Raw genomic sequence first — 14,590 nt, 5'->3', positions numbered from 1 at the left:
TTAAGACAAGGCCCGTGGAAGGACCCCTCCTTGGCTGCCTCGCGCAACGCGACTCAGACTGTGTCCACCGCACGGACGGTTTCAGGCCGTCTGTCGTTCGCAAAGATCCGCGAACCCCTCGAGGTCCCCGACCTCCTGGCGCTGCAAACGGAAAGCTTCGACTGGCTGCTCGGTAACGAGCGCTGGCAAGCCCGTGTCGCAGCGGCCAAGGCCGAAGGCCGCGGGGACGTGCCGGATCGTTCCGGCCTCGAGGAGATCTTCGAAGAGATCTCCCCGATCGAGGACTTCAGCGGCTCCATGTCGCTGTCGTTCCGCGACCACCGCTTCGAGGACGTCAAGTACTCCATCGAGGACTGCAAGGAGCGCGACCAGACCTACTCCGCGCCCCTGTTCGTCACCGCGGAGTTCATGAACACCACGACCGGCGAGATCAAGAGCCAGACCGTGTTCATGGGTGACTTCCCGCTCATGACCGAGCGCGGCACCTTCGTGATCAACGGCACCGAGCGTGTCGTCGTCTCCCAGCTGGTCCGCAGCCCGGGCGTGTACTTCGAGCGCACGCCCGACAAGACGTCCGACAAGGACATCTACACCGCCAAGGTGATCCCGAGCCGCGGCGCCTGGCTGGAGTTCGAGATCGACAAGCGCGACATGGTCGGCGTCCGCGTCGACCGCAAGCGCAAGCAGTCGGTCACCGTCCTCCTCAAGGCCCTGGGCATGACCGAGGCCGACATCCTCGAGGAGTTCGGCGAGTTCGAGTCGATGCGCCTCACCCTGGAGAAGGACCACACGGCCGGCCAGGACGACGCGCTGCTCGACATCTACCGCAAGCTGCGCCCGGGCGAACCGCCGACCCGTGAGGCCGCCCAGACCCTCCTGGACAACCTCTACTTCAATCCCAAGCGCTACGACCTGGCCAAGGTCGGCCGCTACAAGATCGACCGCAAGCTCGGTGTCGCCGCCGACCTCAGCGCCTCGGTCCTGTCGGTCGACGACATCGTGGCCACGATCAAGTACATCGTCTCGCTGCACGCCGGCGAGTCGACGCTCGCGGGCAAGAACGGCACCGAGGTCCCGGTCGAGGTCGACGACATCGACCACTTCGGCAACCGTCGTCTGCGCAACGTCGGCGAGCTCATCCAGAACCAGGTCCGCACCGGCCTGTCCCGGATGGAGCGCGTCGTCCGCGAGCGCATGACCACGCAGGACGTCGAGGCGATCACCCCGCAGACCCTGATCAACATCCGCCCCGTGGTGGCGTCGATCAAGGAGTTCTTCGGCACCTCCCAGCTCTCGCAGTTCATGGACCAGAACAACCCGCTCGCGGGCCTGACGCACAAGCGGCGTCTGTCGGCCCTCGGCCCGGGTGGTCTGTCCCGTGACCGCGCCGGCATGGAGGTCCGTGACGTCCACCCGTCGCACTATGGCCGCATGTGCCCGATCGAGACCCCTGAGGGCCCGAACATCGGCCTGATCGGCTCGCTCGCGTCCTACGGCCGGATCAACCCGTTCGGGTTCATCGAGACGCCGTACCGCAAGGTCGTCAAGGGCAAGGTCACCGACCAGGTGGACTACCTGTCCGCCGACGAGGAGGACCGCCACGTCATCGCCCAGGCCAACGCCGTCATCAACGCCGAGGGCCTGTTCACCGAGGACCGGGTCCTCGTGCGCACCAAGGGTGGCGAGATCGACTACATCCCCGGTGCCGACGTCGACTACATGGACGTCTCCCCGCGCCAGATGGTGTCGGCCGCGACCGCGCTGATCCCGTTCCTCGAGCACGACGACGCCAACCGTGCGCTCATGGGTTCCAACATGCAGCGCCAGGCGGTGCCGCTGGTCAAGTCCGAGGCGCCGCTGGTCGGCACCGGCATGGAGTACCGCGCCGCCCTCGACTCGGGTGACGTCGTCCGTGCCGAGACCGCTGGTGTGGTCACCGAGGTGTCCGCCGACCTCGTCACCGTGGCCGGCGACGACGGTTCGACGCGCACCTACCGGATCGCCAAGTTCGCGCGCTCCAACCAGGGCACGTCCTACAACCAGGTCGTCGTCGTCAACGAGGGCGACCGGGTCGAGGCCGGCGGCGTCATCGCCGACGGTCCCGCGACCGACGGTGGCGAGATGGCCCTGGGCCGCAACCTGCTCGTGGCGTTCATGCCGTGGGAGGGCCACAACTACGAGGACGCGATCATCCTCAGCCAGCGGCTGGTCCAGGACGACGTCCTCTCCTCGATCCACATCGAGGAGCACGAGGTCGACGCCCGCGACACCAAGCTCGGCCCCGAGGAGATCACCCGGGACATCCCGAACGTCTCCGAGGAGGTCCTGGCCGACCTCGACGAGCGCGGCATCATCCGCATCGGCGCCGAGGTCCGCGACGGCGACCTGCTCGTCGGCAAGGTCACGCCCAAGGGTGAGACCGAGCTGACGCCGGAGGAGCGCCTGCTGCGCGCCATCTTCGGTGAGAAGGCCCGCGAGGTCCGCGACACGTCGCTCAAGGTGCCCCACGGCGAGACCGGCACGGTCATCGGCGTCAAGGTGTTCGACAAGGACGAAGGCGACGACCTGCCCCCGGGCGTCAACCAGCTCGTCCGCGTCTACGTCGCCAACAAGCGCAAGATCACCGATGGTGACAAGCTCGCCGGCCGTCACGGCAACAAGGGCGTCATCTCCAAGATCCTGCCCGTCGAGGACATGCCGTTCCTCGAGGACGGCACCCCGGTCGACGTCGTGCTCAACCCGCTCGGTGTCCCCGGTCGTATGAACGTCGGCCAGATCCTCGAGCTGCACCTCGGCTGGGCCGCCTCCCGCGGTTGGGAGATCGCGGGCAACCCGGACTGGGCCAGGCTCATCCCCGAGGACGCCCGTCAGGCCCCGGCCGGCACGCGCGTCGCCTCGCCGGTGTTCGACGGTGTGCGCGAGGACGAGATCGTGGGTCTGCTCGACTCCACGACCAAGACCCGCGACGGCGTGCGCCTGATCGACGGCTCCGGCAAGTCCCGGCTCTTCGACGGTCGCTCCGGCGAGCCGTTCCCCGAGCCGGTGTCGGTGGGCTACATGTACATCCTCAAGCTGCACCACCTCGTGGACGACAAGATCCACGCGCGCAGCACCGGTCCCTACTCGATGATCACCCAGCAGCCGCTCGGCGGTAAGGCCCAGTTCGGTGGCCAGCGCTTCGGTGAGATGGAGGTCTGGGCCCTCGAGGCGTACGGCGCGGCCTACGCGCTGCAGGAGCTGCTCACGATCAAGTCCGACGACGTCCAGGGCCGCGTGAAGGTCTACGAGGCGATCGTCAAGGGCGACAACATCCCCGAGCCCGGCATCCCCGAGTCCTTCAAGGTGCTCATCAAGGAGATGCAGTCGCTGTGCCTGAACGTCGAGGTGCTCAACAGCGAGGGCACTTCCATCGAGCTGAAGGAGTCCGACGAGGACGTCTTCCGCGCGGCGGAGGAGCTCGGCATCGACCTGTCCCGGCGCGAGCCCAGTTCGGTCGAAGAGGTCTGATGCGTATGCCGCGTGGTCACCGCCACGGTGACCACGCGGCCCAGCTCCCCTCACGACCAGCTCTTTAGTTTCAAAGACAAGAGTTTCAAGCAAGAGACACGGAAGAAGGAACCACGTGCTCGACGTCAACTTCTTTGACGAACTGCGCATCGGCCTGGCCACTGCTGACGACATCCGTCAGTGGAGCCACGGCGAGGTGAAGAAGCCCGAGACGATCAACTACCGCACCCTCAAGCCCGAGAAGGAGGGCCTGTTCTGCGAGCGCATCTTCGGTCCCACCCGGGACTGGGAGTGCAACTGCGGCAAGTACAAGCGGGTCCGCTTCAAGGGCATCATCTGTGAGCGCTGTGGCGTCGAGGTCACCCGCGCCAAGGTGCGTCGTGAGCGGATGGGCCACATCGAGCTCGCCGCCCCCGTCACCCACATCTGGTACTTCAAGGGCGTCCCGTCGCGTCTGGGCTACCTGCTCGACCTCGCCCCGAAGGACCTCGAGAAGGTCATCTACTTCGCGGCCTACATGATCACGTCCGTGGACGAGGAGCAGCGTCACAAGGACCTGCCCTCGCTCGAGGCGCAGATCGAGGTGGAGAAGAAGGAGTACGAGAACAAGCGCGACTCCGAGGTCGACACCCGCGCCAAGCGGCTCGAGTCCGACATCGCCGAGCTCGAGGCCGAGGGTGCCAAGGCCGACGCACGCCGCAAGGTGCGCGAGTCCGCCGAGCGCGAGATGAACCAGATCCGCAAGCGCGCCGACATGCAGATCGAGCGCATCGAGCAGGTCTGGGACCGCTTCAAGAACCTCAAGGTCCAGGACCTCGAGGGCGACGAGATCCTCTACCGCGAGATGCGTGACCGCTTCGGTCTGTACTTCGAGGGTGGCATGGGTGCCGCCGCGATCCAGAAGCGTCTGCAGGACTTCGACCTCCAGGCCGAGTCCGAGCTGCTGCGCGAGATCATCGCCACCGGCAAGGGCCAGAAGAAGACCCGTGCCCTCAAGCGGCTCAAGGTCGTCACCGCCTTCCAGGCGACGACGAACAAGCCGTCCGGCATGGTCCTGGACGCCGTCCCGGTCATCCCGCCGGACCTGCGCCCGATGGTGCAGCTCGACGGTGGCCGCTTCGCGACCTCCGACCTCAACGACCTCTACCGTCGCGTGATCAACCGCAACAACCGGCTCAAGCGCCTGCTCGACCTCGGTGCGCCGGAGATCATCGTCAACAACGAGAAGCGGATGCTCCAGGAGGCTGTCGACAGCCTCTTCGACAACGGCCGTCGTGGTCGCCCGGTGACGGGCCCCGGCAACCGCCCGCTCAAGTCGCTGTCCGACATGCTCAAGGGCAAGCAGGGCCGGTTCCGCCAGAACCTGCTCGGCAAGCGCGTCGACTACTCCGGCCGTTCGGTCATCGTCGTCGGCCCGCAGCTCAAGCTGCACCAGTGCGGCCTGCCCAAGCAGATGGCCCTCGAGCTGTTCAAGCCGTTCGTGATGAAGCGCCTGGTCGACCTCGACCACGCGCAGAACATCAAGTCGGCCAAGCGCATGGTCGAGCGCGCCCGTCCGGTCGTGTGGGACGTCCTCGAAGAGGTCATCACCGAGCACCCCGTGCTGCTCAACCGCGCACCCACCCTGCACCGCCTCGGCATCCAGGCCTTCGAGCCGCAGCTCGTCGAGGGCAAGGCCATCCAGATCCACCCGCTCGTCTGCTCGGCCTTCAACGCCGACTTCGACGGTGACCAGATGGCTGTGCACGTGCCGCTGAGCACGGAGGCGCAGGCCGAGGCCCGCATCCTCATGCTCTCGAGCAACAACATCCTCAAGCCGGCCGACGGCCGTCCGGTGACCATGCCCACCCAGGACATGATCATCGGGCTCTACCACCTCACCTCCGAGGTGGAGAACGGCAAGGGCTCCGGCCGCGCGTTCTCGTCGGTCTCCGAGGCCCGCATGGCGTTCGACGCCGGTGAGCTCGAGCTGGGCAGCATCGTCAAGATCCGCCTGCTCGACGTGGTCCCGATCCCGGGGACCGAGCTTCCCGAGGGTGTCGAGGTGAACGAGCAGGGTCAGGTGGCCTCGCTCGTCGTCGAGACCAGCCTGGGTCGCGCCCTGTTCAACCAGACGCTGCCGGTGGACTACCCGTTCGTGGACGCGGTCGTCGACAAGAAGCGTCTGTCGACCATCGTCAACGACCTGGCCGAGCGCTACACCAAGGTGCAGGTTGCTGCCAGCCTGGACGCTCTCAAGGAGTACGGCTTCCACTGGGCGACCCGCTCGGGCACCACGGTGGCCATCTCCGACGTCGTGACCCCGCCGCGCAAGCTCGAGATCCTCGAGGGCTACGAGGTCAAGGCGACCAAGGTCCAGGTGCAGTACGAGCGTGGTCTGATCACCGACGACGAGCGTCGTCAGGAGCTCATCGAGATCTGGACCCAGGCCACCAACGAGGTCGCCAAGGAGATGGAGGCCAACCTCCCGAAGACCAACACCATCTACAAGATGGTGTCCTCGGGTGCGCGTGGTAACTGGATGCAGCTGCGACAGATCGCCGGTATGCGTGGTCTGGTGTCCAACCCGAAGGGCGACATCATCCCGCGACCGATCCGCGCGAACTTCCGCGAGGGCCTGTCCGTGCTCGAGTTCTTCATCTCCACGCACGGCTCGCGTAAGGGTCTTGCCGACACCGCGCTGCGCACCGCCGACTCGGGTTACCTGACCCGTCGTCTGGTGGACGTGTCGCAGGACGTCATCATCCGCGAGGACGACTGTGGGACCGAGCGTGGCCTGACCATGCCGATCGCGCAGAAGTCCGCCTCCGGCGCCCTGGTCGAGCACGACGACGTGGAGACCTCGGTCTACGCCCGGACGCTCGCCGCCGACGTCGAGAAGGACGGTTCCGTCCTCGCCGAGGCCGGCATCGACCTCGGTGACGTGGTCATCGACGCACTCGTCGCCGCGGGCGTCGAGCAGGTCAAGGTCCGCTCGGTGCTCACCTGTGAGTCCCACGTCGGCACCTGCGCCGCCTGCTACGGCCGGTCGCTCGCGACCGGCAAGCTGGTGGACATCGGCGAGGCCGTCGGCATCATCGCGGCCCAGTCCATCGGTGAGCCCGGCACCCAGCTGACGATGCGTACCTTCCACACCGGTGGTGTGGCTGGTGACGACATCACGCAGGGTCTGCCCCGTGTCGTCGAGCTGTTCGAGGCGCGCACCCCCAAGGGTGTCGCCCCGATCGCCGAGGCGTCCGGTCGGATCACCATCGAGGACACCGACAAGACCCGTCGCATCATGCTCACCCCGGACGACGGCTCCGAGGAGCACGCCTACCCGGTGAGCAAGCGCGCGCGCCTGCTGGTCGCCGACGGTGACCACGTCGAGGTCGGGCACCGCATGACGCAGGGTTCGATCGACCCCAAGCAGGTCCTTCGCATCCTCGGCCCGCGGGCGGTCCAGATGCACCTCGTCGACGAGGTGCAGCACGTCTACCGCCAGCAGGGTGTGTCGATCCACGACAAGCACATCGAGGTCATCGTCCGCCAGATGCTGCGCCGGATCACGATCATCGAGTCCGCGGACGCCGACCTGCTCCCCGGTGAGCTGGCCGAGCGTGGTCGGTTCGAGACCGAGAACCGTCGCGTCGTCGCCGAAGGTGGCCGCCCGGCCTCGGGTCGCCCCGAGCTCATGGGTATCACCAAGGCGTCGCTGGCCACCGACTCCTGGCTGTCGGCCGCCTCCTTCCAGGAGACGACCCGCGTCCTCACCGAGGCCGCGATGAACGCCAAGTCGGACCCGCTGCTGGGTCTGAAGGAGAACGTCATCCTCGGAAAGCTCATCCCGGCCGGCACGGGTCTCCCGCGCTACCGGAACGTCAAGGTCGAGGCCACGGAAGAGGCCAAGGCCGCGATGTACTCGATGCCGAGCTACGATTACGACTACCCGGTGTTCGGGCCCGGCTCCGGCGAGGCCATCCGCCTCGACGACGCCGAGCTCGGCCTGGACTGAGCCGAGGGCTCCACCCGCTGAGGGCGGGTATGCCGCGTGGTCACCACGCGGCATACCCGCCCTTTCGGGTTCCTGGCGGCACCTGTTGCCGGCTGGTGGTCACTGACCGCCCACAGGGGGTGCTCGTGACGATCTGCGCGCACCAGGTCGGTGGCCGGGCCCGGGGAACCGATTTGGACCGGTACACCGCAGGCGGTATCTTTGAACACTGTGTCTGAGGTCTGCTCAGGCATGCCGCTGGAGTCGGCGCCGACCAGGACAGATGGACGTCGGCTGCTGGACCAGCACCCCTCTCGCCGGGCACTCCGCAACCGATTCGCACTGGGTCGCGCGTGGAGGGTGCAGGGGAGAGCGCCAAGCACGACACACCCGAGTGCGGGGGTCGGGCGAGGCACCACACCAAGGAGTGTCAGCAGGGCCGCAGCCGCGGCCCGGCGGCACAGAACATCAACTACGTACGGAGAACAGGTTGCCTACGATCAACCAGCTTGTGCGCAAGGGGCGTCAGGACAAGGTCACCAAGACCAAGACTCCTGCCCTCAAGGGCTCGCCCCAGCGCCGTGGCGTGTGCACGCGTGTGTACACCACCACCCCCAAGAAGCCGAACTCTGCCCTGCGCAAGGTCGCCCGTGTGCGCCTCACCAGCGGCATCGAGGTCACGGCCTACATCCCGGGCGTCGGCCACAACCTGCAGGAGCACTCGATCGTGCTCGTGCGTGGCGGTCGTGTGAAGGACCTCCCGGGTGTCCGTTACAAGATCGTGCGCGGCTCGCTCGACACCCAGGGCGTCAAGAACCGCAAGCAGGCCCGCTCCCGTTACGGCGCGAAGATGGAGAAGAAGTAATGCCTCGCAAGGGACCCGCGCCCAAGCGCCCCCTCGTCGTCGACCCGGTCCACAACTCCCCGTTGGTGACCCAGCTGGTCAACAAGATCCTCCTCGATGGCAAGAAGTCCATCGCCGAGACGATCGTCTACGGCGCCCTCGAGGGCGTCAAGGAGAAGACCGGCTCCGACCCCGTCGTGACCCTCAAGCGCGCGCTGGACAACATCCGTCCGACGCTTGAGGTCAAGTCGCGTCGTGTCGGTGGCGCCACCTACCAGGTGCCGATCGAGGTCAAGCCCAACCGCGCGACCACCCTGGCCCTGCGCTGGATGGTCGGCTACTCGCGTCAGCGTCGTGAGAAGACCATGACCGAGCGCCTGATGAACGAGATCCTCGACGCGTCCAACGGCCTCGGTGCCGCGGTGAAGCGTCGCGAGGACACCCACAAGATGGCCGAGTCCAACAAGGCCTTCGCGCACTACCGCTGGTGACAGCGTGCGGTATGCCGCGGGCGCAACGCACGCCCGCGGCATACCGCAGGTGCGTGGTCGCGGCCCGGCCGCACGCACCACCCGCCCGCACCACACAGAACTTTTCGTAACGAGCTGAGACGAGACGATCACATTGGCACTCGACGTCCTGACGGACCTGACCAAGGTCCGCAACATCGGGATCATGGCGCACATCGACGCCGGCAAGACGACGACGACTGAGCGCATCCTCTTCTACACCGGTGTCAACCACAAGATCGGTGAGACCCACGACGGTGCGTCGACCACCGACTGGATGGAGCAGGAGAAGGAGCGCGGCATCACGATCACGTCTGCCGCCGTGACCTCCTTCTGGGAGGGCACCCAGATCAACATCATCGACACCCCGGGTCACGTCGACTTCACGGTCGAGGTGGAGCGCTCGCTGCGCGTCCTCGACGGTGCCGTCGCCGTCTTCGACGGCAAGGAGGGCGTCGAGCCCCAGTCCGAGACCGTGTGGCGTCAGGCCGACAAGTACGACGTCCCCCGCATCGCGTTCGTCAACAAGATGGACAAGCTCGGCGCGGACTTCTACTTCACCGTGCAGACCATCAAGGACCGCCTCGGCGCGGAGCCCCTCGTGCTCCAGCTGCCGATCGGCTCCGAGAGCGACTTCGTCGGGGTCGTCGACCTCATCTACCGTCGCGCCCTCGTGTGGCCCGGTGACGCCAAGGGTGACGTCACCATGGGTGCCAAGTACGAGATCCAGGAGATCCCGGCCGACATGCTCGAGAAGGTGGAGGAGTACCGCCACGCCCTCGTCGAGCGCGTCGCCGAGTCCGACGACGACCTCATGGAGAAGTACCTCGGTGGCGAGGAGCTGACCCCGGATGAGATCAAGGGCGCGATCCGCAAGCTCACGGTCAACTCCGAGCTCTACCCGATCCTGTGCGGCTCCGCCTTCAAGAACCGCGGTGTCCAGCCGATGCTCGACGCCGTCGTCGACTACCTGCCGTCCCCGCTCGACGTCCCCCCGATGGTCGGCCACAAGCCGAACCACGAGGACGTCGAGATGACGCGCCGGCCCGACACCTCCGAGCCGTTCTCGGCACTGGCGTTCAAGGTCGCCACGCACCCGTTCTTCGGCACGCTGACCTTCATCCGGGTCTACTCCGGCCAGATCTCCTCCGGCTCCGCGGTCGTCAACACGACCAAGGGCCGCAAGGAGCGCATCGGCAAGCTCTTCCAGATGCACGCCAACAAGGAGAACCCGGTGGACGAGGCCCTCGCGGGTCACATCTACGCGGCGATCGGCCTCAAGGACACCACCACCGGTGACACCCTGAGCGACCCGAACGACCAGATCGTGCTCGAGTCGATGACGTTCCCGGACCCGGTCATCCAGGTGGCCATCGAGCCCAAGACCAAGGGTGACCAGGAGAAGCTGTCGACGGCCATCCAGAAGCTCTCCGCCGAGGACCCGACCTTCCAGGTCCACCACGACGAGGAGACCGGCCAGACGATCATCGCCGGCATGGGCGAGCTGCACCTCGACATCCTCGTGGACCGCATGAAGCGCGAGTTCAAGGTCGAGGCCAACGTGGGCAAGCCGCAGGTGGCCTACCGCGAGACGATCCGCCGCACCGTGGAGAAGTACGACTACACCCACAAGAAGCAGACCGGTGGCTCTGGCCAGTTCGCCAAGATCCAGATCAGCATCGAGCCCCTCGACACCACCGAGTCCGGCGAGCTGTACGAGTTCGAGAACAAGGTCACCGGTGGCCGCGTCCCGCGCGAGTACATCCCCTCGGTCGACGCCGGTATCCAGGACGCCATGCAGTACGGCGTGCTCGCCGGCTACCCGCTGGTCGGGATCAAGGCGACCCTGCTCGACGGTGCCTACCACGACGTCGACTCCTCGGAGATGGCGTTCAAGATCGCCGGTTCCATGGCGCTCAAGGAGGCCGTCCGCAAGGCCGACCCCGTGCTCCTCGAGCCGATGATGGCCGTCGAGGTGCGTACGCCCGAGGACTACATGGGCGACGTCATCGGTGACATCAACTCCCGCCGTGGCCAGATCCAGGCCATGGAGGACATCAGCGGTGCCAAGGTCGTCCGCGGCCTGGTGCCCCTGTCGGAGATGTTCGGCTACGTCGGTGACCTGCGGTCCAAGACCCAGGGTCGGGCGAACTACTCGATGGAGTTTGACTCCTACGCCGAGGTCCCCAAGGCTGTTGCCGAGGAGATCATCAAGAAGACCCGTGGTGAGTGACCGGTAGCATTACCGGTCGCACTCCACGCAGACGCACCACAGAGCACCAAACCCCCTAATCCGCGCCACGTCCCAACTGGGCAGAAGGCGTTTCACCAAGAAGAGTCCTGAGGAGGACATCAAGTGGCGAAGGCAAAGTTCGAGCGGACTAAGCCGCACGTCAACATCGGCACCATTGGTCACATCGACCACGGTAAGACGACGCTGACGGCTGCGATTTCCAAGGTCCTGCACGACAAGTACCCGGACCTGAACCCGCAGTTCGCGTTCGACGACATCGACAAGGCACCCGAAGAGAAGCAGCGCGGTATCACGATCTCGATCGCGCACATCGAGTACCAGACGGAGAGCCGTCACTACGCCCACGTCGACTGCCCCGGTCACGCCGACTACGTGAAGAACATGATCACGGGTGCGGCGCAGATGGACGGTGCGATCCTCGTGGTCGCGGCGACCGACGGCCCGATGCCGCAGACGAAGGAGCACGTCCTCCTGGCCCGCCAGGTCGGCGTCCCCTACATCGTGGTGGCGCTCAACAAGGCCGACATGGTCGACGACGAGGAGATCCTCGAGCTCGTCGAGATGGAGGTCCGCGAGCTGCTGTCCGACTACGAGTTCCCGGGCGACGACCTGCCGGTCGTCAAGGTCTCGGCGCTCAAGGCGCTCGAGGGCGACGCCGAATGGGGCAACTCGGTCCTCGAGCTCATGGACGCCGTCGACAACCACATCCCGATCCCCGAGCGTGACGTCGACAAGCCGTTCCTCATGCCCGTCGAGGACGTGTTCACGATCACCGGTCGTGGCACCGTCGTCACCGGTCGTATCGAGCGCGGCATCCTCAACGTCAACGCTGAGGTCGAGATCGTCGGCATCCACCCCGGACCGCCGGCCAAGACCACGGTCACCGGCATCGAGATGTTCCGCAAGCTGCTCGACGAGGGTCGTGCGGGCGAGAACGTGGGCCTGCTCCTTCGTGGCACCAAGCGCGAGGACGTCGAGCGCGGCCAGGTCATCGTCAAGCCGGGCTCGATCACGCCGCACACGGACTTCGAGGCCAACGTCTACATCCTGTCCAAGGATGAGGGCGGCCGTCACACGCCGTTCTACGACAACTACCGCCCGCAGTTCTACTTCCGCACCACCGACGTGACCGGCGTCGTGCACCTCCCCGAGGGCACGGAGATGGTCATGCCCGGTGACAACACGGAGATGAGCGTCGAGCTCATCCAGCCGATCGCCATGGAGGAGGGCCTGCGCTTCGCCATCCGCGAGGGCGGCCGTACCGTCGGCGCCGGCCGCGTCACCAAGATCACCAAGTAGTTCAGGACCCCCGGGTTCCTGGACCACCCGGCGACTCGTCGCCAGTGATCTGACGCACCAGCACCACAGAAGGGCCCCGCAGCTTCGGCTGCGGGGCCCTTCGCTGTGCCCGGTGCGTCTGGCTGGGCCCTACGGGCGGGTGGCCGCGAACTCGGCAGCGGTCAGCTCGTACACGACCTCGCCCAGCTCGGCACCGGGCAGCGGCTCGTCCCAGTCCCTGACGTCCGTGCGGACGTGTCGCATGCCCAGGCGTTCGAGGACAGCCCTGGAGCGGACGTTCACGGCCATCGTCTCGGCTCGGATCGTCTCCAGCCCGACGGTGCCGAAGCCGTGCTCCAGCACGCGCCTGGCGCCCTCGGTGGCGAGCCCTCGACCCCACGCCCGTCGACGCAGCCGGTATCCCAGCTCGGCAGCGCCGCTGGCCCCACCGTCGTCGGGGGTCAGGCAGAACCAGCCCACGAAGTCGCCCTCCTCGAAGGCCGACCAGTAGCCCAGCCCGAGGGCGTCGTGGGCAGGCTCGGTCCGGCGCGGCATCCACACCTCGATGACCTCCCGCGCCTCCGTGGGCCGCCCCGTCAGGAACTCCATCACGTCGGGGTCCCCGTCGAGCTCGACCAGCAGGTCGCTGTCGTCGGCCTGCAGCGGCCGCAGCTCGAGACGAGGCGTCCTCAGGTGCGGCCTGGACATCAGGAGGGCGTCTCCAGCAGCCCGGGACCGATCTGCGCCACCGAGCCGACTCCCGACAGGCCCATCGTCAGGTCGAGCTCGGCCACGATGTTGGCCAGCACGTCCCGGACGCCGTCGCGGCCGCCCAGGGCCAGCCCGTAGATGTACGGCCGGCCGATCGCCACCGCGTCGGCTCCCAGCGCGATGGCCTTCACGACGTCGCTGCCGGTGCGCACGCCACTGTCCAGGATCACCGCGAGGTCCGGCCCCACCGCGGCCCGCACGGCGGGCAGGGCGTCCAGAGAGGCGACGGCCCCATCCACCTGGCGGCCGCCGTGGTTGCTCACCACGACCCCGCTGGCGCCGGCCTGCACGGCGCGTCGCGCGTCGTCCGGGTGCAGCACGCCCTTCACCAGGAACGGGAGGTCCGTCCGTTCGCGCAGGGTCGCGAGCTGCTCCCAGGTGAGGCCGGGGTTCGAGTAGATGTCGAGGAAGGCCTCGACGGATGCCCGGGGTGTGGGGGAGCGGAGGTTCGCGCGCAGGTCGCCCGGGTGCTCGCGGCTGATCGACAGCAGCGACCGCAGCGCCCCGACGGTGACCTTCACATCGTCCCGGGGCGCCCCGGCCGCCGCGCCCGCGTGCGTGGCCGCCTCCTTGGCCGCGATCCTGTCGCGGACCACTTCCTGGAAGCGGGGGTCGGACGTGTACTGCGCGATGCCGATCCCCTGCGAGAACGGCAGCGACCCCAGGTTGAGGTCCTGGGGACGCCAGCCGAGCATCGTCGTGTCGAGGGTGACGACGACGGCCTCGGCCCCGCTGGCGGCGGCCCGGGCGAGCAGGCTGTCGACCAGCGGTTCGTCGGTGGACCAGTAGAGCTGGAACCAGCGGGGCGCTGAGCCCATCGCGGCCGCGACCTCCTCCATCGGCGAACACCCCTGGTTGGACAGGATGTACGGCAGTCCGAGCTCGGCCGCCGCCGAGCCGATCATCAGGTCGCTGTCCCGGTGCACCAGCCCGGCGGCCCCCACCGGAGCGAGCAGCACCGGCGCGGGCAGCCGCCGGCCGAGCAGCTCGGTGGACAGGTCGCGCTGGGCATTGCCCGGCAGCAGCCGCGGCACGATCCGGACGCGCTCGAACGCGGCACGGTTGGCCCGCATGGTCGCGCCCTCGCCCGCTCCGCCGGCGACGTAGGCCCAGGCTGTCGGTGACATGGTCGCGGCGGCCCGCCGTTCGAGCTCGGCGAAGTCGGTGGGGACCGCCGGCCGGTGTCCCAGGACCCCTGCGCGGTAGATCAGCCCCTGCCTGGCCCGGCCAGGGCCCTCGGGCGGCGTCGTCATGGCCCGATCCTGCCAGTGGCGGGAGTCCTCCGGGGGCAACGGCGCGGACCTCTGGCCGCGGCATACCTGGACGATCGGCGGCGCGGGCGACGCGCCATCGGAGCGGGTATGCCGTGCGGACCCGCCTCGATTTGGTAGGTCACCGTCGGCTCTGGCACACTGGACCGGTTGCTTGACGCGCGCCGTTGACCCATGTCGACG

General features: G+C 67.5%; 8 protein-coding genes. 6 read left to right on the top strand and 2 right to left on the bottom strand.

Going from position 1 to position 14,590, the window contains the following annotated elements; translation table 11 throughout:
- The first annotated feature begins 30 nt into the window (after positions 1 to 30).
- The 6 genes from rpoB (at position 31) to tuf (ending at position 12,386) form a co-directional block, all read left to right on the top strand.
- Positions 31 to 3,507 carry a DNA-directed RNA polymerase subunit beta gene (gene rpoB, locus BJ986_RS04125; protein WP_179420846.1) on the top strand — a complete coding sequence of 1,159 codons (3,477 nt, stop codon included), beginning with the start codon at positions 31 to 33 and terminating at the stop codon, positions 3,505 to 3,507.
- A 115-nt stretch (positions 3,508 to 3,622) separates the two neighbouring features.
- Entirely contained in the window at positions 3,623 to 7,501 is a 3,879-nt protein-coding gene (locus BJ986_RS04120) for a DNA-directed RNA polymerase subunit beta' (protein ID WP_179420845.1), read from the top strand.
- A gap of 469 nt (positions 7,502 to 7,970) precedes the next feature.
- Positions 7,971 to 8,345 carry a 30S ribosomal protein S12 gene (gene rpsL, locus BJ986_RS04115; protein ID WP_056883290.1) on the top strand — a complete coding sequence of 125 codons (375 nt, stop codon included), beginning with the start codon at positions 7,971 to 7,973 and terminating at the stop codon, positions 8,343 to 8,345.
- Positions 8,345 to 8,815 carry a 30S ribosomal protein S7 gene (rpsG, locus tag BJ986_RS04110; RefSeq protein WP_056915473.1) on the top strand — a complete coding sequence of 157 codons (471 nt, stop codon included), beginning with the start codon at positions 8,345 to 8,347 and terminating at the stop codon, positions 8,813 to 8,815. Before rpsL ends, rpsG begins: the two co-directional genes overlap by 1 nt.
- A 133-nt stretch (positions 8,816 to 8,948) precedes the next feature.
- A complete protein-coding gene (gene fusA, locus BJ986_RS04105; protein WP_179420844.1) occupies positions 8,949 to 11,066 on the top strand; it encodes an elongation factor G in 2,118 nt (705 codons plus the stop codon).
- A gap of 123 nt (positions 11,067 to 11,189) precedes the next feature.
- The gene (tuf, locus tag BJ986_RS04100) at positions 11,190 to 12,386 is read left to right on the top strand and encodes an elongation factor Tu (protein ID WP_179420843.1); all 1,197 of its coding nucleotides are present in this window, start codon (positions 11,190 to 11,192) and stop codon (positions 12,384 to 12,386) included.
- Between the two features lie 129 nt (positions 12,387 to 12,515).
- On the opposite strand, the gene BJ986_RS04095 is transcribed toward tuf, so the two are convergent.
- Both BJ986_RS04095 and BJ986_RS04090 read right to left on the bottom strand, forming a co-directional pair.
- Complete coding sequence (locus tag BJ986_RS04095; RefSeq protein ID WP_179420842.1) at positions 12,516 to 13,073, bottom strand: GNAT family N-acetyltransferase; 558 nt, start codon at positions 13,071 to 13,073, stop codon at positions 12,516 to 12,518.
- Entirely contained in the window at positions 13,073 to 14,389 is a 1,317-nt protein-coding gene (locus BJ986_RS04090) for an alpha-hydroxy-acid oxidizing protein (RefSeq protein WP_179420841.1), read from the bottom strand. The genes BJ986_RS04095 and BJ986_RS04090 overlap by 1 nt, the downstream gene beginning before the upstream one ends.
- Positions 14,390 to 14,590: the final 201 nt, after the last annotated feature.

This window comes from Pedococcus badiiscoriae, assembly GCF_013408925.1.
Classification (GTDB): Bacteria; Actinomycetota; Actinomycetes; order Actinomycetales; family Dermatophilaceae; genus Pedococcus; species Pedococcus badiiscoriae.
Note: the sequence above shows the minus strand (reverse complement) of the source record. Positions and strands in the feature narration are given on the sequence as shown.

Excerpts from the sequence above, each read along its gene's own strand:
- BJ986_RS04090 (WP_179420841.1), bottom strand. The coding sequence starts at position 14,389 with ATGACGACGCCGCCCGAGGGCCCTGGCCGGGCCAGGCAGGGGCTGATC.
- rpsG (WP_056915473.1), top strand. The coding sequence starts at position 8,345 with ATGCCTCGCAAGGGACCCGCGCCCAAGCGCCCCCTCGTCGTCGACCCG.
- BJ986_RS04095 (WP_179420842.1), bottom strand. The coding sequence starts at position 13,073 with ATGTCCAGGCCGCACCTGAGGACGCCTCGTCTCGAGCTGCGGCCGCTG.